The sequence below is a fragment of the Microlunatus speluncae genome (assembly GCF_009299835.1).
GTDB classification, from domain to species: Bacteria; Actinomycetota; Actinomycetes; order Propionibacteriales; family Propionibacteriaceae; genus Microlunatus; species Microlunatus speluncae.
Genome location: NZ_VKCZ01000011.1, coordinates 73,864 through 92,309, shown reverse-complemented (window position 1 = coordinate 92,309; position 18,446 = coordinate 73,864). Strand labels below are relative to the sequence as shown.

The 18,446-nt window shown below is 70.3% G+C and carries 17 protein-coding genes; 8 read left to right on the top strand and 9 right to left on the bottom strand.

The annotated features are described in order from the left end of the window. Positions 1-11: 11 nt before the first annotated feature. From FNH24_RS14845 to FNH24_RS14830, 4 genes are all read right to left on the bottom strand, one after another. Positions 12-2,300 carry a family 43 glycosylhydrolase gene (locus FNH24_RS14845; RefSeq protein WP_161606141.1) on the bottom strand — a complete coding sequence of 763 codons (2,289 nt, stop codon included), beginning with the start codon at positions 2,298-2,300 and terminating at the stop codon, positions 12-14. Between the two features lie 121 nt (positions 2,301-2,421). Next, positions 2,422-2,922, bottom strand: coding sequence for an RNA polymerase sigma factor (locus tag FNH24_RS14840; RefSeq protein ID WP_152362976.1), 501 nt, complete (start codon positions 2,920-2,922; stop codon positions 2,422-2,424). 137 nt (positions 2,923-3,059) lie between these two features. Then, positions 3,060-4,634 carry a glutamine-hydrolyzing GMP synthase gene (gene guaA / locus FNH24_RS14835; protein ID WP_152362975.1) on the bottom strand — a complete coding sequence of 525 codons (1,575 nt, stop codon included), beginning with the start codon at positions 4,632-4,634 and terminating at the stop codon, positions 3,060-3,062. 61 nt (positions 4,635-4,695) lie between these two features. Further along, the gene (locus FNH24_RS14830; RefSeq protein ID WP_152362974.1) at positions 4,696-5,163 is read right to left on the bottom strand and encodes a hypothetical protein; all 468 of its coding nucleotides are present in this window, start codon (positions 5,161-5,163) and stop codon (positions 4,696-4,698) included. 617 nt (positions 5,164-5,780) lie between these two features. Here FNH24_RS14830 and FNH24_RS14825 point away from each other — a divergent pair. Then, entirely contained in the window at positions 5,781-7,442 is a 1,662-nt protein-coding gene (locus FNH24_RS14825; RefSeq protein ID WP_152362973.1) for an FAD-binding dehydrogenase, read from the top strand. A 90-nt stretch (positions 7,443-7,532) separates the two neighbouring features. Here FNH24_RS14825 and FNH24_RS32455 read toward each other — a convergent pair whose 3' ends face one another. The 3 genes from FNH24_RS32455 to FNH24_RS14810 are packed head-to-tail and all read right to left on the bottom strand — an operon-like array spanning position 7,533 to position 10,024. Beyond that, positions 7,533-8,348: a PspC domain-containing protein gene (locus FNH24_RS32455; protein WP_152362972.1), complete on the bottom strand. Its 816-nt coding sequence runs from the start codon at positions 8,346-8,348 to the stop codon at positions 7,533-7,535. Positions 8,349-8,390: 42 nt separating this feature from the next. Beyond that, the gene (locus FNH24_RS14815) at positions 8,391-8,570 is read right to left on the bottom strand and encodes a hypothetical protein (RefSeq protein ID WP_152362971.1); all 180 of its coding nucleotides are present in this window, start codon (positions 8,568-8,570) and stop codon (positions 8,391-8,393) included. Continuing rightward, the gene (locus tag FNH24_RS14810) at positions 8,567-10,024 is read right to left on the bottom strand and encodes a PspC domain-containing protein (RefSeq protein ID WP_161606140.1); all 1,458 of its coding nucleotides are present in this window, start codon (positions 10,022-10,024) and stop codon (positions 8,567-8,569) included. The genes FNH24_RS14815 and FNH24_RS14810 overlap by 4 nt, the downstream gene beginning before the upstream one ends. Positions 10,025-10,230: 206 nt before the next feature. Between FNH24_RS14810 and FNH24_RS14805 the strand changes: the two genes are divergently transcribed. Then, positions 10,231-11,787: an ATP-binding protein gene (locus FNH24_RS14805; protein WP_246186904.1), complete on the top strand. Its 1,557-nt coding sequence runs from the start codon at positions 10,231-10,233 to the stop codon at positions 11,785-11,787. A gap of 16 nt (positions 11,788-11,803) precedes the next feature. Next, positions 11,804-12,553, top strand: a complete 750-nt coding sequence (locus tag FNH24_RS14800) for a response regulator (protein WP_152362969.1) — start codon at positions 11,804-11,806, stop codon at positions 12,551-12,553. A gap of 86 nt (positions 12,554-12,639) precedes the next feature. Here the strand turns inward: FNH24_RS14800 and FNH24_RS14795 are convergent, their stop codons facing one another. Next, on the bottom strand, positions 12,640-12,912 hold the full coding sequence (locus FNH24_RS14795; RefSeq protein ID WP_152362968.1) for a GlsB/YeaQ/YmgE family stress response membrane protein: 273 nt from the start codon (positions 12,910-12,912) through the stop codon (positions 12,640-12,642). A gap of 117 nt (positions 12,913-13,029) precedes the next feature. Here FNH24_RS14795 and FNH24_RS14790 point away from each other — a divergent pair, with 117 nt between their 5' ends. The 4 genes from FNH24_RS14790 to FNH24_RS14775 all read left to right on the top strand — a co-directional run bounded on the left by FNH24_RS14790 (position 13,030) and on the right by FNH24_RS14775 (position 15,916). Next, entirely contained in the window at positions 13,030-13,416 is a 387-nt protein-coding gene (locus FNH24_RS14790) for a hypothetical protein (RefSeq protein ID WP_152362967.1), read from the top strand. Between the two features lie 13 nt (positions 13,417-13,429). Next, on the top strand, positions 13,430-13,876 hold the full coding sequence (locus tag FNH24_RS14785; RefSeq protein ID WP_152362966.1) for an RrF2 family transcriptional regulator: 447 nt from the start codon (positions 13,430-13,432) through the stop codon (positions 13,874-13,876). 219 nt (positions 13,877-14,095) lie between these two features. Continuing rightward, positions 14,096-15,583 (top strand): DEAD/DEAH box helicase, encoded by a 1,488-nt coding sequence (locus FNH24_RS14780; RefSeq protein WP_246186903.1) that lies wholly within the window; start codon positions 14,096-14,098, stop codon positions 15,581-15,583. A gap of 33 nt (positions 15,584-15,616) precedes the next feature. Beyond that, entirely contained in the window at positions 15,617-15,916 is a 300-nt protein-coding gene (locus FNH24_RS14775) for a DUF1330 domain-containing protein (RefSeq protein WP_152362964.1), read from the top strand. Positions 15,917-16,043: 127 nt separating this feature from the next. Here FNH24_RS14775 and nuoF read toward each other — a convergent pair whose 3' ends face one another. After that, positions 16,044-17,354, bottom strand: a complete 1,311-nt coding sequence (gene nuoF / locus FNH24_RS14770) for an NADH-quinone oxidoreductase subunit NuoF (RefSeq protein ID WP_152362963.1) — start codon at positions 17,352-17,354, stop codon at positions 16,044-16,046. Positions 17,355-17,459: 105 nt separating this feature from the next. Between nuoF and FNH24_RS14765 the strand changes: the two genes are divergently transcribed. Further along, a complete protein-coding gene (locus FNH24_RS14765; RefSeq protein ID WP_152362962.1) occupies positions 17,460-18,443 on the top strand; it encodes an ArsR/SmtB family transcription factor in 984 nt (327 codons plus the stop codon). Positions 18,444-18,446 lie beyond the last annotated feature (3 nt).

The window sequence follows — 18,446 nt, the reverse complement described above, 5'->3', positions numbered from 1 at the left end:
GCGCCGGCCGTTCATGATCGAAACGTCCGCACGTAGTCGAACCGGGCGGTGGTCCCGGTGCCGCCCATCGACACCAGCCCGAACTGCAGCGGGCCGGCGTCGGCCGGCAGATGCCAGAAGCTGCCCCACTGCCAGTGCCGGCCGTCCAGGCTGGTCGCGGCCTGGAACAGATGCTCGCCGGTGTCCGGCTGTCGGGTGTGCCGCAGCCGCAGCCACATCGTGTCGGCGCTCGGGCCGAGCTGGATCGCCTCCGGCCACGGACTGTCGTCGGCACCGGGCCAGAGGAACGCCTGGCGGACGGCGCCGGTCCGGGTCGGCGCGAGCTGCAGCGACTCGGTCCGCGACGCCCAGGCGATCAGCCCGGCCCGCGCGTTGCCGGTGCTGCCCGAGAACGGCAGCGACAGCCGCGTCTCCACCGTGAAGTCACCCTCCGGCGCGTCCCGCAGCAGCACGGTCGCGGCCGGCCCCTTCTCCTCGCTCAGGTCGAGCGCCTGGGTGTCCCAGACCAGCCGGCCGTCCTCGAGCCGACCTTGATCAACAGCTCCGGTCCACCGCCACGCCGGGTCCAACGGCCCGCGGCGGAACTCGTCGCTGTAGTCGGCCAGCGGCCGGCCGATCTCGGGATCGGGCAGTTTCTCGGTGACCGGCCGATACAGCCGGGCCATCCCGAGGTTGTCGCCCCGGGCTCCGCCGACCGAGGCGACGCCGAGCTGGGCCGCCCCGGTCAGCGGCCGCGCCAGCTGCACGGTCAGTTCGGCCAGCGGGTTGTCGCCCTGGGCCGGCGCGACCTGGATGGTCGCCTGACCATCGCGCACCTCGACGCTGGCCGAGTGCCAGGTGTCGTACCGGAATCCCTGGTGCAGTGGGGCTTCAGCGATCTCGATCACGCGGCCGCCGACCCGTTGCTCGACCCGCAGCGACTCCTGATCGGGATCGAGCCAGGCCACCGCATAGTCCCGCGGCGACCGGTAACCGAAGACCAGGCCGGCCTTTCCGGACCGCTCGCTCGCCGTACGAAGATCACCTTCGACCCGGTAGTCGGCCGGCCCACGGGAGCGGCTGACCAGCAAGGACGGCTGCGTTGTGATGATCTTGGGATGCACGTACCCGCCGCTGGATGGGTCCTGGCCGACCGCCCAGTCGGCGCCGACGGAGCGCCAGTCGGAGAGTTCGGTGGAATCGTTGAAGCTGCTGCCGGCCGACCAGGCCGCGGCGGGCGCCGGCTGGGGCTGGTCGGAGGTCCAGCGCCCGGCCCGGACCGTCGGCCAGCCGTCGATCCAGTCCAGCCGATCCATCGACTGCGGCCGGCCGCCCCAGGGCAGCTCGAACCGGAAATCGGAGTTGACCAGATTCCACTGCTGCCCGGACCGGTCGACGGTGACCGCGTTGTGCCCGGTGGCCGACAGGGTGTTGCCGTTGAACGAGTTCACGATCGTGCCGCCCGGCTGCGCCGCGGTCAGCGAGACGCCGTTCTCGTCGAGGAACGGCCCGACCGGCGACTTCGACCGGCCGGCCAGCACCGGATAGCCACCGCCGCCGACATCACCCATGCAGCAGCCGTAACCGGAGTAGAACAGGTAGTAGAAGGAGTCGCGCTTGGTCACCCAGGCCGCCTCGCCGCGTTCGCCGGCGACGACCTGCCGCGATTCGCCGACGGTGCTCTTCCCGTCCGCGGCCAGCTTCACGACGTGCAGCCCGCCGCGCCGGAACGAGCCGTAGTACAGATACTTGGTGCCGTCGTCGTCGATGAACATCATCGGGTCGATCTCCATCACCTCGCTGTCGGCGACGAAGTTGACCACCGGATGCCCGATGTCGGTCCACGGCCCGGCCGGCGTCGGCGCGGTCGCGAGCCCGATCGCGGCGTCCAGTGCGGTGGAGCCGGGGGCGGAGTAGTACATGAAGTACTGCCCGTCGACGTAGCGCACGTCCGGCGCCCAGTAGCCCTTGTTCGGCCAGCCCGCCCACTGCGGATGGTTGGCCTCGTTGAACGCGTCGCCGAGGAACTCCCAGTGCACCAGGTCCGTCGAGCGGACCATCGGGATCAGGTGCCCGGGCCCACCGTTCTGCTGGTTCTCGTGGGTCATGATCGTGTTCGTCGCGTACGCATACCAGGCGCCGTCCTTGGCCCTGATCAGCCCGACGTCGGAGAACGCCTGCGCGACGTCCTGCATCAGTGGATTGCTGTAACGGCCGGAACCGTCGGGGGCGGCGCCGGCGGGTGCCAGCCCGGCGACGGTGGTGATCAACGCGACCACCAGGCCGGTGATGATCAGGCGGAACGAGAGCGCACGAGCCATGGACCTGCTCCTCATCGAGTCAGCTACGGCGGATTAACGATCACCCAGACAGTAAGTGATCGTTAATTCGGCTGACAAGAGCTTGCCGCCGTTGCCAGTAGGAGGGTCGCTGCCGGTCGGCTCAGACCGCGCCGTGATCTAGTACGGGCTCGTCACGCAACTGCTCGGCCAGGGCGGCCCGGCCGCGGGAGAGCCGGGCCTTGATGGTGCCCACCGGCACCCCGACCTCGCGGGCGATCTCGGCCACCGGCAGGTCGCACAGATGATGCAGCACGATCGCCCGGCGTTGCTCGGCCGGCAGCTTGGCCAGCGCCGTGGCCAGCGCGACCCGGGTCACGTCGGGCTCGGCGGGTGACTGTTGCGGCTGCTTGGCGCGGTCCGCGGGCTGGCGCGCGCGGACGACCCGGCGCCAGCGACTGACCGCCAGCCGGTAGGCGACCGTGCGCACCCAGGCTTCCGGTGACTGCTCGGCGTCGAGCATCCGGCGCTTGTCCCAGGCGCGGACGAACGCCTCCTGGACGCAGTCCTGCGCCTCGGTCACATTGCCGCACATGGCGTAGATCTGACCGACCAAGCGGCTGAACGACGTCGTATAGAACGCGTCGAACGCATCTGAATCCATCGACTGCCCCCGCGGCGGTAGGGCAGACAGCGGGGCCGATCGGGTGAGAGCACACGAGGCATACCGGAGTCTGCCTGACCATGTCTACGCCGCGGCCGTACTCCGGATGCATGCCGAATGCACTTCGGCGGAGCCGGTCACTCCCACTCGATGGTGCCCGGCGGCTTGCTGGTGATGTCCAGCACCACCCGGTTGACCTCGGCCACCTCGTTGGTGATCCGGGTGCTGATCTTCTCCAGGAGTTCGTACGGCAGCCGGCCCCAGTCGGCCGTCATCGCGTCCTCGCTGGTCACCGGGCGGAGCACGATCGGATGCCCGTACGACCGCCCGTCGCCCTGCACCCCGACCGAGCGGACGTCGGCCAGCAGCACCACCGGGAACTGCCAGATGTCCCGGTCGAGCCCGGCCGCGGTGACCTCCTCGCGGGTGATCAGATCGGCCTGCCGGAGCAGCTCGAGCCGCTCGGCGGTGACCGCGCCGACGATCCGGATCGCCAGCCCGGGGCCGGGGAACGGGTGCCGCCAGACCATCGCCGGCGGCAGCCCGAGCTGTTCGCCGACCTTGCGGACCTCGTCCTTGAACAGGGTGCGCAGCGGTTCGATCAGCCGGAACTGAAGATCATCGGGGAGCCCGCCGACGTTGTGGTGGCTCTTGATGTTGGCCGCGCCCTCGCCGCCGCCGGACTCGACCACGTCGGGATAGAGGGTGCCCTGGACCAGGAACTCGACCGTCTCGCCGCTGCCGGACTCGACGCTGGCCACGACGTCGCGCGCCGCCGCCTCGAAGGTGCGGATGAACTCCCGGCCGATGATCTTGCGCTTGGTCTCCGGGTCGCTCACGCCATCCAGCGCGGTGAGGAACTGCTCCTGGACATTGACAACCTTGAGGTTGACGTCGGTCGCGTCCACGTAGTCGCGCTCGACCTGCTCGGCTTCACCGGCCCGGAGCAGACCATGATCAACAAAGACGCAGGTGAGTTGATCACCGATCGCCCGCTGCACCAGAGCCGCGGCCACAGAGGAGTCCACACCGCCCGAGAGGGCACAGACGACCTGCTTGTCGCCGACCTCGGCGCGGATCCGCTCCACCTGCTCGTCGACGATGTTGACCATCGTCCAGGTCTGTTGGCAGCCGGCGATGTCGACCAGGAAGTGTTCCAGGATCTGCTGCCCGTGCTCGCTGTGCATCACCTCGGGATGCCACTGCACCCCGGCCAGCTGCCGGTCCGCGTTCTCGAAGGCGGCCACCGTGGCGCGCGGCGAGGTCGCGTTGACGACGAAGCCCTCCGGCGCACCGACCACCTCGTCGCCGTGCGACATCCAGGAACTCAACTGCTCCGGCAGCCCGGCCAGCAGCAGGCCCGGTTCCTTGACGGTGACCGCGGTCCGGCCGTACTCCCGCTGACCGGTGTGGGCCACGTTGCCGCCGAGTGCCTGGGCCATGGCCATGAAGCCGTAACAGATCCCGAACACCGGGGTGCCGCTGGTCAGCATCGCCGGGTCGAGCGCCGGGGCGCCCGGGGCGTAGACCGAGGCCGGCCCGCCGGACAGGATGATCGCCTTCGGCTTGCGGGCCAGGATCTCTTCCACCGATGCCGTGTGCGGCATGATCTCGGAATAGACCTTGGCTTCGCGGACCCGGCGCGCGATCAGCTGCGCGTACTGCGCGCCGTAGTCGACGACGATCACCAGGTCATGATCAAACGGGCTCATCTGGTTGTGCCTTCGCAGTGGTGCGGATCGAAGCCTGGAGTCTAGCCATCCCCGTCGCTGGTCAGGGGATCGGTAGCGTGTCGAGGTCGGCCAGCACGACCTCGCGGTTCTCCGGGTCCCGGACGGCCTCGGCCAGGGCCCGGGCCCGATCCCGGGCGTCCTGGGCGAGCTCACGTTCACCGGCGACGGCGTAACCGCGGGCGAGGGCCTCCTCGGCGCTGGCGGCGACCCAGTCCGCGACGCCGACCCGGCCGGCGTAGGAGATGCTCCGCCGCGCATGGTGCAGCGCAGGCTCGGCCCGGCCGAGCGTGGCGTAGACCCGGGCGCACTGCCACTCTCCGATCGCCCGCTGCTGGTCGCCACCCGCGTTGTCCCAGTGGAACCGCGACGCATGCGCCTGGTGCACCAGCCGGTCCTCCTCGTCGGCGGTCCGCGACTGCTGCTCGAGCAACGCCCAGGCGTCGTTGAACAACTGCGCGGCGAGCGCTCGCTCATCGGTGATCAACTCGGTACGAGCATCGTCGGGCATGATCGATCCCTTCCCTACGGCGAGCCCCAACCCCAAGCATGCCGCCGATCGCCCGGCCGCGGGAACGGCGGCGGGTTTGCGTGTTCGTTTCCCTGAGCCTGTCGAAGGGCAAACCAGTCGGTACGCCTTCTCGGGTTCGAGCCTGACGCCACAAAAAGAGACGCACCAAAGGGCGGGCCGGTTGGTGCGCCCGGAGGATTCGCGGCCGGGTGCCGGTTTTGCGTTACCCAAGCCCGGCCCGGTCATCGAGTGTGACGTTTCCCGTCCGTTCCGCGCCGATCGAGCCGGGAAACGTCCCACTCGATGAACTCACCCCGCCTCTCTCACCCACCGGCACCAGCGCGACCGCCACCCGGGCGCGAAACCCACCGGGCACTTCAACCCGCCCGCCCTTTGATGCGTCTTTCGGCCAACCGAACCACCGGCCGAGCCCACCTCGAACACCAAGACGCACCAGGGGCGGGGTGGCAGGACGCCCTCGCCGAGCTCAGCGCGACGGCGACTGGGATCGGTCGGAAGGGTGGACCCCGATGTCGCAGATCAGGCTGACTCTGTCGAACGGCAGCCACGGGTCAGGGAACGGAGCTCGGACCCGGGAAGTCTGGCAGCATGCAGTCATGGACGCTGATGTGATCGTCGTCGGCGCCGGCCTGTCCGGCCTGGTCGCGACCGCGGAACTCGCCGAAGCCGGCAAGTCCGTACTGCTGCTGGACGCCGAACCGATCCAGTCGCTCGGTGGCCAGGCGCACTGGTCGTTCGGCGGGCTGTTCCTGGTCGACACCCCGGAGCAGCGACGGCTGGGGGTCAAGGACTGCGAGGAACTGGCCCTGGCCGACTGGTACGGCTCGGCCCACTTCGACCGGACCGAAGACTTCTGGCCGCGCAAGTGGGCCGAGTCGTTCGTCCACTTCGCCTCCGGTGACGCGCGCAGCTGGCTGCATCAGCTCGGTGTGCGCTGGTTCCCGCTGGTGCAGTGGGCCGAACGCGGCGGCTACACCACGCCGGGCCACGGCAACTCGGTGCCGCGGTTCCATGTCACCTGGGGCACCGGGCCGGGGATCGTCGAACCGTTCGCCAACCAGGTGCTGGCCTCGCCCCAGGTCCGGCTGCGGAACCGGCACCGGGTGACCGGCCTGACCGCGGACGCCACCGGGGCGACGGTGACCGGCTCGGTGCTGGCGCCGACCGACGCGCCGCGCGGGGTGAAGACCGACCGGACCGAGATCGGTGAGTTCTCCTTCACCGCGCAGGCGGTGGTGATCGCGGCCGGCGGGATCGGCGGCAACCTCGAGCTGGTGCGCAAGAACTGGCCGCGGCACTGGGGCGGCGAACCGCCGGAGTCCATGATCATCGGCGTACCGGATTTCGTCGACGGCTCGATGCTCGGCGTCGCCGAGGCGGCCGGCGGCCGGGTGATCAATCCCGACCGGATGTGGCACTACCCGGAAGGGATCGTCAACCACTCGCCGATCTGGACCAAGCACGGAATCCGGATCCTGCCCGGCCCGTCATCGCTGTGGCTGGACGCGGAAGGCCGCCGGCTGCCGGCGCCGCTGTTCCCCGGCTTCGACGCGCTCGGAGCACTGCAAAAGATCACCACCGGCGGGTACGACTACTCCTGGTTCGTCACCGATGTCGAGACGGTGGGCAAGGAGTTCGCGCTGTCCGGGTCGGAGCAGAACGCCGACCTCACCGGCAAGAACCTGCGGCTGCTCGCCGGCCGGGTCGCCCCCGGCCCGACGCCCGAGGTGCAGTCGTTCCTTGATCATGGAGTCGACTTCCTCTCCGCGCAGACGGTGACCGAGCTGGCCGCCAAGATGAACCAGCTGGCCGGCCGGCCGCGGATCGATCCGGAGGGGCTGCAGCAGACGATCGAGCTGCATGATCTTCAGATCGGCAGCGGGCTGGGCAAGGACCCGCAGGTCACCGCGATCGCCGCCGCCCGCCGCTTCGTCGTCGACCGCTTGATGCGGGTCGCCCCGCCGCACACGCTGCTGGACAAGAAGCATCCGGGACGGGCCGGCACCGGCGGCCCCCTGGTCGCCGTCCGGCTGCACATCCTGACCCGGAAGACCCTGGGCGGCCTGGAGACCGACCTGGACGGCCGGGTGCTGCGGCCCGGCGGTGAACCGCTGCCCGGGGTGTACGCGGTCGGCGAGGCGGCCGGCTTCGGCGGCGGCGGGATGCACGGCTACCGGGCCCTGGAGGGCACCTTCCTCGGCGGCTGTCTGTTCAGCGGCCGGACCGTCGGACGGTCCCTGGCCGGCGCGCTGGCCTGACCGGTCGCGGGGGTCGTCCCGGCGGGAGGACACAGCACAACGCCCCACCTCCGATTCCGAAGGTGGGGCGTCGCGATTGCTGCGTACGGCCTAGCTATTGCTCGAGCCGGATCCGCTGTCCGAGCTACCGGATCCGCTGTCCGAGCCGGAGCCGCTGTCGGAGCTGGAGTCACTGTCACTCGCGCCGGAGTCGCCGCCGGAGTTGGAGTCGGTCGACTCCGCACCGGTCGCGCCGCCGAAGGACGAGTCCGATTCGGCCGGCGCGGTCTCGGCCGGTGCGTCGTCCGGAGCCGGGGTGTCCCACGGAGCCGGCGCGTCGGCCGAGGCGGGCTCGGCTTCGGCCGGGGCGTCGGGCTGGGCCGGGGCGTCGGCTTGGGCCGGAGCATCGGGCTGGGCCGGCGCGTCGGGCTGAGCCGGTGCATCCGACGGCGCCGGGAACGGATCGGGCGCCGGGGTCGGCGTCGGCTCCGGGAACGGGCCGGGCTCGGGGAAGGACGACGGCGGGAACGGCTGGGCCGGCGGCGGGGTGCCGGGGCCACCCTGCGGGAAGCCGGACTGCTGCTGCGGCTGCTGCTCCCACGGCGCACCGCTGCTGCCCCAGACCGGATCGGCGGACTGCTGCTGCTGCGGGGCCTGGTACGGCGCGTACCCCTGATCCTGCGGCTGCGGCCCGCTCACCGGCGGATAGCCACTCGGCGTCGTGTTCTCCTGCAACGCCAGGGCCAACACGATGTACAGGATCACGCCGATCCCACCGCCGGTCACCAGGGTGAGCACGACCCAGAGCACCCGGACCAGGGTGACGTCCATGTTGAGGTATTCACCGACCCCGCCACAGACGCCGGCCAGCACCTTGTTGTTCGTACTTCTCAGAAATCGCTTCGGTGGCGGGTACTGGTTGCTCATCGTGTGCTCCTTAGTTCTGGTCGACGATCCATGTTCTTAGATCTATTCCTTGCCCCGAGAGAGGGCAAGACCGAGAACGCCGACCACAACCAGGGTCAACGGTCCGGCCACCCGCAGTACGCTCCATTCGATCCGCCCTGCGATCGCAGTCCACAGTGCGAAGACAGCGATCGTACTGAGCAACAGCCCCGAGATGAGCGAGACCACATCAACCCGCTTCATCGTGTCACCTCCAACGTGCCCTGATCGATCGTGAGATGGAGGGTCAGCGTCGGCGCGTCGGGGCGGCTCTCGATCTGCAGGATGTCGCCGAGGTCCGAGCCGGACTGCTCGCGCCGATCCAGCACCCGCGCGCTGCCGTTGTCGATCCGGTAGCGGACGTTCAGGTTCACGTCATCGGGCACCTTGACCCGCAGCGCGCCGAACTCGACGTTCGCGGTCAACGTCGTGTCCCGCTTCAACTCGACCTGGCTGAGGTCGAGCTCGAGCCCGCCGAAGTCCTTGGTGATCGGTTCGGTCGGCAGCTCGGCGGCGGAGTTGTAGACCCGCGTGTCCCGGGCCAGGTCCCGCACCTGGTCGGCCTGGCCCGCCGCGGTCACGCAGGCCAGGGCGATCGCCAGCAGAATGCCGATCGGCAGCACCCCGCGGGCCCGGCCGAGCCAGGTGCCGGCGACCAGGGTCAGGCCGACCACCAGCAGGGCGACGCCGACGTAGATCGTCGCGGTGATCGGGGCGCCCAGCGCGTCGGCGGTGCCCAGTCCGGCCAGCACCAGCCCGAGCGCGACCAGGCCGACCAGCCGAAGCCGGCGGGCCGACGGCCGGTCGCCGGGCCGCGGCGGCGCGACCGGGACGGGCACGGCCGGCTCCGGCCGGTAGAGGCCGATCGGGTCGGGGTTGCTGAAGTAATCGGCCCTGGCCCGGCGGTCCTCCTCGGCCCGGGCTGCGGCCCAGGGCGGCTGAGTGAACTCGGTGCCGGTGGCCGGATTCGGCGGGCCGACCGGGCCGGACGGCTCGGCCGCCCGCGGCGCGTTCGGCGCGTTCGGTGCGGTCCAGGTGTACGGCGGTTGGGCCGGCGGCTGCGCGGCCGGAGGCTGACGATCCACCGGCGGAGCGGCGGCCGACTCCTCGGTGCCGGTCGACGCCTCCGCGACCCGACGCCGCCAGGCCTCGGCGGCCTGCGCGAACGGGCTGTCCGGGGGCGTACCGTACGGGGCCGTGCCGTGCGGGGCGGGGCCGACGGTGGGCGGGGCCTGGTGGTTCGGCTCCGGCGGGGACGGCTGGGACGACGGGCGGGAACCCCGGCTGCGGTAGTAGCCGAAATACCAGATCCCGGCCAGGATCAGCGCCGGGCCGAGGCCGAACGGCAGCAGCGAGCCGAGGATCCCGGTGGCGATCAGGCAGGCGACGACCACGATGACGATCCAGGCTCCGCGCGGCACCTTGTGCATCCGGGGCCCGATCAACTCCTCCAGCTTGGACCGGTCCGTTCCCTGCTCGGGGATGAACAGCCAGCCGGCCAGGTAGAGGACCAGGCCGATGCCGCCGCTGACCGCGAGCACGACCCCGCCGATCCGGACCAGCAGCGGGTCGATGCCCCAGTGCGCGGCGATGCCACCGCAGAGGCCGGTCAGCTTGCGGTCGGCCGTGCTGCGGCGGATCGTCCAGATCGATGCCATGCGCCTATCCTTCCCGGCCCGGCGGCGGAGACCATCCGGGACCACCCCCAAATCGACCGGACCAGCCCCAATCATCCTCGCTCGATTACCGCTCGCGCGGTTTAATGGCCGAAGAACAGTCCCGGCACCGGCGCCCCGCTGCCAGCCGGGCACGGCCACGGGCCGGCGCGGCACTGCGGGGACCGAAAGCGACGGCCAAGGAGCCCATGTCAGCCACCGAACCGCGGTCGAGGCCCGCTCCGGGTGATCCGGGCGCGGACGGATCCCGGCTCGACGTCGCGGCCGACGCGGACCAGGCTTCCACCAGCGGCCCGGAACGATCGGCCTCGGCCGCGAGCCCGGCACCGCCGCTGAACCTCATCACCCCACCGAGTCTGCTCGGCCCGTCCCAGCTCCCGACCCCACCGGAGCAGCCCACCCGCCCGGATCTCCCGACCCCGCCGGCCGCCGCTGCCGTACCGGCTGTGACTCCGGCGGCCCCCGTCGGCTCGGCGCCCACCGCGAAGCCGAACCCCGAAGCCGAGCCGGACCGGCCCCGAGCGATGCGGACCGCGGAGACGGCGATGCTCGGCGGGGTCTGCGCCGGCCTGGCCCGGCACCTCGGCTGGCCGGTGATGGTGCTCCGGGTCGGCTTCGTGGTGCTGATGTGCATCCAGTTCGTCGGCGTCGTGATCTACGGTCTGCTGTGGCTGCTGCTGCCGCCGGAGCCGATCCGCGCCGCGCCCGGGCTGGAGTCCGCCGCGCGCAGCGGGATGCGGGACACGGCGTCGCTGCACCGCCGCTCCGACTGGGGCGGGATTTTCGCCCTGCTCGCGCTCGGGGTCGGGCTGCTCTGGATGATCCAGATCAGCGGCCTCGGGATGAGCCAGCAGATCTTCTGGCCGATCCTGCTCGCCTGCGCCGGGGTCGCGCTGGTCTGGCGGCAGGCCGACGTCAGCCGGCAGCGGCAGGCGCTGGCCGAGTTGTCGGCCCGGCCGCGGACCGCGGCGTCGATCGCCCGCGGCCGCACCGTCACGGTGGTCTCGGTGATCGTCGGGCTGACCCTGGTCGCCGGCGCCGGGGCGCTGCTGCTGGCCCAGGCGGGCAGCGTCGAGCTGCTGCCACAGGTGCTGGCGATGACGATGCTCGCGCTGGCGGTGCTGGCGATCGTGCTGGCGCCCTGGCTGCACCGGTCCCGGGCCGAGCTGAACGAGGCCCGGGCGGAGAAGGTCCGGGCCGAGACCCGGGCCGACATGGCGGCGCACCTGCACGACTCGGTGCTGCAGACGCTGGCGCTGATCCAGCGGCAGTCCGACGATCCGAAGGTGGTGCAGCGGCTGGCCCGCCGGCAGGAGCGCGAGCTCCGGGGCTGGCTGTACGACGAGCAGACCGAGCAGGTGACCTTCAAGGCCGCGCTGACAGCGGCCGCCGGTGACGTCGAGGACGACCGCGGGATCCCGATCGAGCTGGTCACGGTCGGCGACAGCCGGCCCGGTGAGGCCGTCCAGGCCATCGTCGCCGCGGCCCGGGAGGCGATGGTCAACGCCGCCAAGCATTCCGGGGCGGACAAGATCGACGTCTACGCCGAGGTGTTCGACAACGAGCTCGAGGTGTTCGTCCGCGACCGCGGGCAGGGTTTCGACCCGGCTAGCGTGGGATCGGACCGGATGGGAGTACGACACAGCATCATCGACCGCATGCAACGCCACGGTGGCAGCGCCGAGATCCGCAGCGATCCCGAGGACGGCACCGAGGTCCGGCTCAAGATCAACAACGATTCATGATCACCGAAGGAAAGCCATGACGCAACCGCCCAACATCCCGCCGCAGCCCCGATCCGCCGGCCCCGCAGCCGGTTCACCGACCCCTGGTCAGGCAGCCGGGTCGCAACCGGCCGGCGCGCAGTCGACGGGACGGCATCGGGTCGTCGTGGTCGATGATCACGCCATGTTCCGGACCGGCGTCAAGGCCGAGATCGGCCGCGCCGTCGACGTCATCGGTGAGGCGGCCGACGCCGACACCGCGATCAAGGTTGTGCTGGCCACTCAGCCCGACGTGGTCCTGCTCGACGTCCACCTGCCCGGCGGCGGCGGGATCGAGGTCCTGCGCAAGGTGCACGAGAAGAACCCGGAACAGAAGTTCCTCGCCCTCTCGGTCTCCGACGCCGCCGAGGACGTGATCGGCGTGATCCGAGCCGGCGCCCGCGGCTACGTCACCAAGTCGATCGCCGGCAATGAGCTGATCGACGCGATCCGCCGGGTGGCCGACGGCGACGCCGTGTTTTCGCCACGCCTGGCCGGCTTCGTGCTGGACGCCTTCTCCGGCGCGATCGACATCGCCAGCGTGGACGAGGACCTCGACCGGCTCTCCCAGCGGGAGCGCGAGGTGCTGCGCCTGATCGCCCGCGGCTATGCGTACAAGGAGGTCGCGAAGGAGCTGTTCATCTCGATCAAGACCGTCGAGACCCACGTCAGCAGCGTGCTGCGCAAGCTCCAGCTCTCCAACCGGCACCAGCTGACCCGCTGGGCCACCGACCGCCGACTGGTCTGACCCCTGCGGTTTTCACGTTGACGGTGGCATGCGAAACCCGACCGGTGATCACCGGCCGGGTTTTCGCTGTCTCCGCGGTGGAGAGGTCAGCTGCGGGCCGAGGACTTGCGGCCCTTGATGACGCCGTAGAGGGCCAGTACGACGAGGCTGCCGGCGAGGGCCAGCACCCAGGTCCAGAGCGAGAAGAAGCCGCTCAGCCCGCGATTGAAGATCATGTCGCCGATGAACCCACCGACGATCGCCCCGACGACGCCGACGACCAGCGTGCTGATCCAGCCGCCGTTCACCCGGCCGGGAAGGATCGCCTTGGCCAGCGTGCCCATGACCAGGCCGACGATGATGTAGGAGAAGAAGCTCATGGCGGCGACGCTACTGCCGCCCCCCGGTCGATCCCAGCGCTCCGGACCGAATTCAGGGGAGCGGTCGCCGGAAACCAGGGAAGACCAGGACCGCCGTGGTGTTTCTGGACCTGAGGCGTGACCAGCAACACTAAGCTCGACGGCATGCAGCTCGCGCATCAGATCCTGCTGTTGATCACGCTGCTCGGGTTCGCTGCCACCTGTGGTGGGATTCTGGCCCAGGTCAAGGTCCGCGATCCCGAGGTGAACGAGGCGATGCTGGCCGGTGGCTGGGTCCAACTGGTCGGCTCGGTCGGCCTGTCGGTCTGGCGGATCGTCGGCCTGCCGCCGTACGCGGAGCCTTCGACCTCCTACGTCCAGCCCGCCGTCGTCGCGGTGATCATGGTGCTGCAGTTGATCTTGCTGGCCAAGAACAGGAAGTTCACCACCATTCCGCGGGGTTTGTGGGGAATTCTCCTCCTGATGTCCCTCGCGGAGTCTGCAGTCGCGGTCATCTGGCAGTAAGGTCAGCGGCACGATGAGACTGTCTGCCCGAGTGGATTACGCGCTCCGCGCCGCAGCAGAGCTGGCGGCGGCGGGAGAGCCACGCACCGTCGATCAGCTGGCGGCCGCGCAACAGATCCCGGCGAAGTATTTGGAGAGCATCCTCGGCGAGCTGCGGCGCGGCGGCCTGCTGCGCAGTCAGCGCGGCCCGGACGGCGGCTACCGACTGGCCCGGCCGGCGGGCGAGATCAGCATCGCCGACGTGATCAGGGCGCTGGACGGCGAACTGGCGAACATCCGCGGCAGCCGACCGGAACAGCTCGAGTACGTCGGCGCCGCGGTCACCCTGCAGAAGGTGTGGATCGCGCTTCGGGCCTCGGAGCGGGCGATCCTGGAGCAGGTCACGCTGGACCACGTGGCGAAGGCCCGGTTGCCCCGCCCCGTCGCGCACCTGGTCGACAATCCCGACGCCTGGGTCTGATCCTCTCCTCGGCCCGACGCGGCACCCGATTGGGCGCGGCCCAGGGGCGATCGGTATGCTGGAGTCTCAACTCGTCGAGTTCCTGCCGCGGGTTGACCGCGCGTCGTAGCAAGTGGCATCTGCTCCGTGCGTAACCTGCCGGATCCATCCGGCTCCGGTTGTCGGCGGGACGATCTCACAGATAGTGCAGCTTCTTTGACTTCTTTCACCGACCTCGGCGTGCCCGCACGCCTGGCCGACGTTCTCAGCGAACTCGGATTCGAAACTCCTACTCCCATTCAGCAGGCGACCCTGCCCGACGCGTTCGCCGGCCGGGACCTGCTCGGCCGCGGCCGGACCGGCTCGGGCAAGACGCTGGCGTTCCTGCTGCCGCTGGTCGCCCGGCTGACCGGGTCCAAGCGGACCCGGCCCGGCGCGCCGCGCGCGATGATCCTGGCGCCGACCCGTGAACTGGTCGCGCAGATCGACACCGCGCTGCAGCCGCTGGCGAAGGCGGCGCGGCTCACCTCGCGTACCGTTTTCGGCGGCGTCGGCCAGGGCGCGCAGGTCGCCGCGATCCGCCGCGGTGCCGACATCATCGTCGCCTGCCCCGGCCGGCTGGAGGACCTGATCGACCAGGGCCACTGCTCGCTCGCCGACATCGAGATCTCGGTGCTCGACGAGGCCGATCACATGGCCGATCTCGGCTTCCTGCCCGCCGTCCGCCGGCTCCTCGCCCGGACTCCGGCAGGCGGCCAGCGGATGCTGTTCTCCGCCACCCTGGACCGGGCCGTCGATGCCCTGGTGAAGCAGTTCCTGGTCAAGCCGCAGGTGCACCAGGCCGACTCGGCCCAGTCGCCGGTGAGCACCATGTCGCACCACGTCCTGCAGATCGCCCGGGAGAACCGGCTGCCGATCCTGGTCGACCTGACCAGCGCGCCGGGACGGACCGTCGTCTTCACCCGGACCAAGCACGGCGCCCGGGGCCTCGCCCGCCAGCTCAACCGGAACGGCGTTCCGGCCGTCGAGTTGCACGGCAACCTCAACCAGAACGCGCGGACGCGCAACCTGGACGCCTTCCACAGCGGCCAGGCCTCGACCCTGGTGGCCACCGACATCGCCGCCCGCGGCATCCATGTCGACGACGTGGCCCTGGTCATCCACGCCGATCCGCCGGTCGATCCCAAGGCCTACCTGCACCGCTCCGGTCGCACCGCCCGCGCCGGCAACTCCGGCTCGGTGATCACGCTGGCGACGCCGGATCAGGCGCAGGAGGTACGGCAGTTGACCAAGGCGGCCGGCATCTCGCCGACCACCACCAAGATCAGCTCCACTCAGCACGCGGTGCTCAGCGAGCTCGCCCCCGGACCGCGGGTGCGGGTCGAGGTCACTCCGCCGGCACCGCAGCCCGAATCGACGGGCCGACCGGCGCGCGGTGGTGGACGATCCGGCTCCCCGCGTGCGGGCGCGCCGCGGACGGCCGATGCCGGCGGCGGTGGTGGTCGTGGTCGTCGCCGCGGATCGGGCCGGGGTCGTGGCAATTCGGCGGCCAACGGTGCACCGGTCGCGAACGGCGCCTCGGCCGCGACCGCGACCGCGGATCGGGAGTCCAAGTCGGGCAACCGAACAGGCTCCGGATCCCGATCCCGGCGCCGCTCGCCGTCGTCCTCGAACCGGTCCTCCTCGCCGACCCACAGCGCGGCGGCGTTCAGCGCCAAGCGCCGCTGATCATGCCGCGGCGGATGCGTTAGCGTCGTGATCATGAAGGGCTACGCGATCTCCGAGGTCAAGATCATCGATCCCGCCGCGGCCGAGCGCTATCGGGCGCTGGCCGCGGCGTCGATCGCGCGACACGGCGGACGCTACCTCGTCCGGGGCGCGGACCCGATCGTCCCGGAGGGCGAGTGGGACGACGGACGTCGCGTCGTCGTGGTCGAGTTCCCCAGCCTGGACGGCCTGCGGCAGTGGTACTCCTCGGACGACTACGCCGAAGCCCTCGCCCTGAGCCCCTCCGCCCTCGACCGCCGGCTGATCTTCGTCCCCGGCTACGACGCCGGCTGACCCTCGCCCGCGACGGTCCGCCGGGACTCGTCGCGATCTCTCTTCGCGCTGGGTGTTGCCACGTGGAAACGGCCGTTAGCGGCCAGCCAGCAGTGAGATTGCGACACGTCATCCGGACCGGTCGGGTTCAGCTGCCACTAGCCCACGCCGTGCTCCGCTGGTAAGGGAACAGGTCCCAGGCGGGCGTGTGCAGGCCCGCTTCGAACTCGTCGCGGAAGTGCACGATGGCCGACGTGATCGGCGAGGTGGCCCCGTCACCCAGAGCGCAGAGGGAGCGGCCGAGGATGTTGTCGCAGAGGTCGAGGAGTTTGTCGACGTCACCCGCCTGACCCCGGCCGGCCTCCAGTCGGGTGAGGATCTGGACCAACCACCAGGTGCCCTCGCGGCACGGCGTGCACTTGCCACAGGACTCGTGGCGGTAGAACTCGGCCCACCGCTTGACCACTCTGACGACCGAAGTGGTCTCGTCGAAGATCTGCAAAGCCCTGGTGCCGAGCGTCGACCCGACCGCGGCCACGGACTCGAAGTCCAGCGGTGTGTCGAGGTGCTGGTCGGTCAGCATCGGAGTCGATGACCCGCCCGGCGTCCAGAACTTCAGCCGGTGACCGTGGCGCACGCCGCCGGCCAGCTCGATCAGTCGGCGCAGGGTGATGCCCAGTGGGGCTTCGAACTGGCCGGGGTGAGTGACGTGTCCGGACAGCGAATAGATGCCCATCCCCGGCGAACGTTCCGTGCCCAGGGCGGCGAACCAGGCCGGCCCGCGGCTCACGATGGTCGGCACGGAGGCGATGGTCTCGACGTTGTTGATCACTGTCGGCGAGGCGTACAGCCCGGCGATTGCGGGATACGGTGGTCGGAGTCGAGGCTGGCCGCGGCGGCCCTCGAGTGAGTCAAGGAGGGCGGTTTCCTCACCGCAGATGTAGGCGCCGGCGCCGGCGTGCACGATCACGTCGACGTCCAGGCCGCTCTTCAGGATGTTTCGCCCCAGATATCCGGCGGCGTAGGCGTGGAGCACGGCCTGTTGCAGCCGTCGGACGACCTGCAACACCTCGCCGCGGACGTAGATGAACGCCTGCCTCGCCCTGATCGCGTGGCAGGAGATGATCATTCCCTCGAGCACAGTGTGCGGGCTCGCCAACATCAACGGGATGTCCTTGCACGTGCCTGGTTCGGACTCGTCGGCATTGATGATCAGGTAGGTCGGCCTCGGATCGTCCGGTGGGAGGAGCGACCATTTCGTTCCGGTCGGAAAGCCCGAACCGCTACGGCCGCGGAGCCGAGAGTCCTTGATCATCGTGATGATCTCTCCCGGCTCCAGGGTCAGCGCCCGGCGCAGCGCCTGATAGCCGCCGATGCCTTCATACGACTCCAGTCGCCACGCCTGCTCGTCGCCCCAGTTGCTGGTGAGGACAGGGGTCAGGGTGCTCGGAACGGTCATCGGACCTACCTCCCGAATCGTGGGAGAGCCAGTCCAGCAGTGGCTGTCTCGGCTGGCAGTGGATTCGATCCGGATCGAATGATTGTGGCCGGATAGCGTGGGGCCGTGCGTTCCTTCCCGCTGTCCGGAGAACAGATCCGGGACGTGGAGTTCTCGGCCTCACCGGTGTGGGAGTTGCTGCTGTCCAGGTTGGCGTTGCGCTGGCCGAAGCGGCACGCGCAGCACACCTGGTGGATCGAACGGGTGGGTCGAGCCGACGCGGACCGAGGCTTCGCGGAGCATCGCGCGGTGCTCGATTCCCTGATCCGCCCGTACGGATGGATCCCGCAGTTCGTGATGCCGTCGAGCCTGCCGACGCCGCGGGCCTGGCCGGACGAACGAGCCTTGATCGTGCAGACGGCGCCGGACCGGGTCAGGTCCAACATCGAGGAATTGTCGGCGCGCGGCCCACTGCCCGACACGATCCGGCGCATCCTCGCCGAGCCCGATGCCGGACTGACCAAGATCATCGCCGCGCTCGACGCCTGGTGGGAACTCGGCATCGAGCCCTATTGGTCCCGGATCGTGGCACTGCTCGACGCCGACATCCAACATCGGCGGCACACCCTGCATACGCGCAGTCCGCGGCTGCTGTTCTCCTCCATCGATCGCAGGCTGCGCTGGGACGGCCACACCCTGCACCTTCCGTCGGAGTCGGGAAACGTGCCCAGCCACCCGACGACCGGCCTGATCCTGATCCCCTCGGTGTTTCTTGATCATCGACCGATGGCATCGATCGACGGTCCGGCGCCGCGGCTGCTGTTCTATCCGGCTCGCAACGTGGCCACGCTCTGGTCGGCCGCCCCGACGGCGCCGCGGCACAGTGAAAGACTGCTCGGAACCAGCCGAGCGCAGCTGCTCAGCCTGCTGGCCAAGCCCCGAACGACCGCCGGGCTGGCCGAACTGACCGGACTGGCGCCGGCGTCGGTGTCCTTCCACCTCGGAATCCTGCGTGATGCCGGCCTCGCCCGGCGTCAGCGCGTCGGTCGAGATGTCCTCTATACGGCGACGTCGCTCGGCACCCGGCTGATCAATGGGCCAGCAGGTTGAACC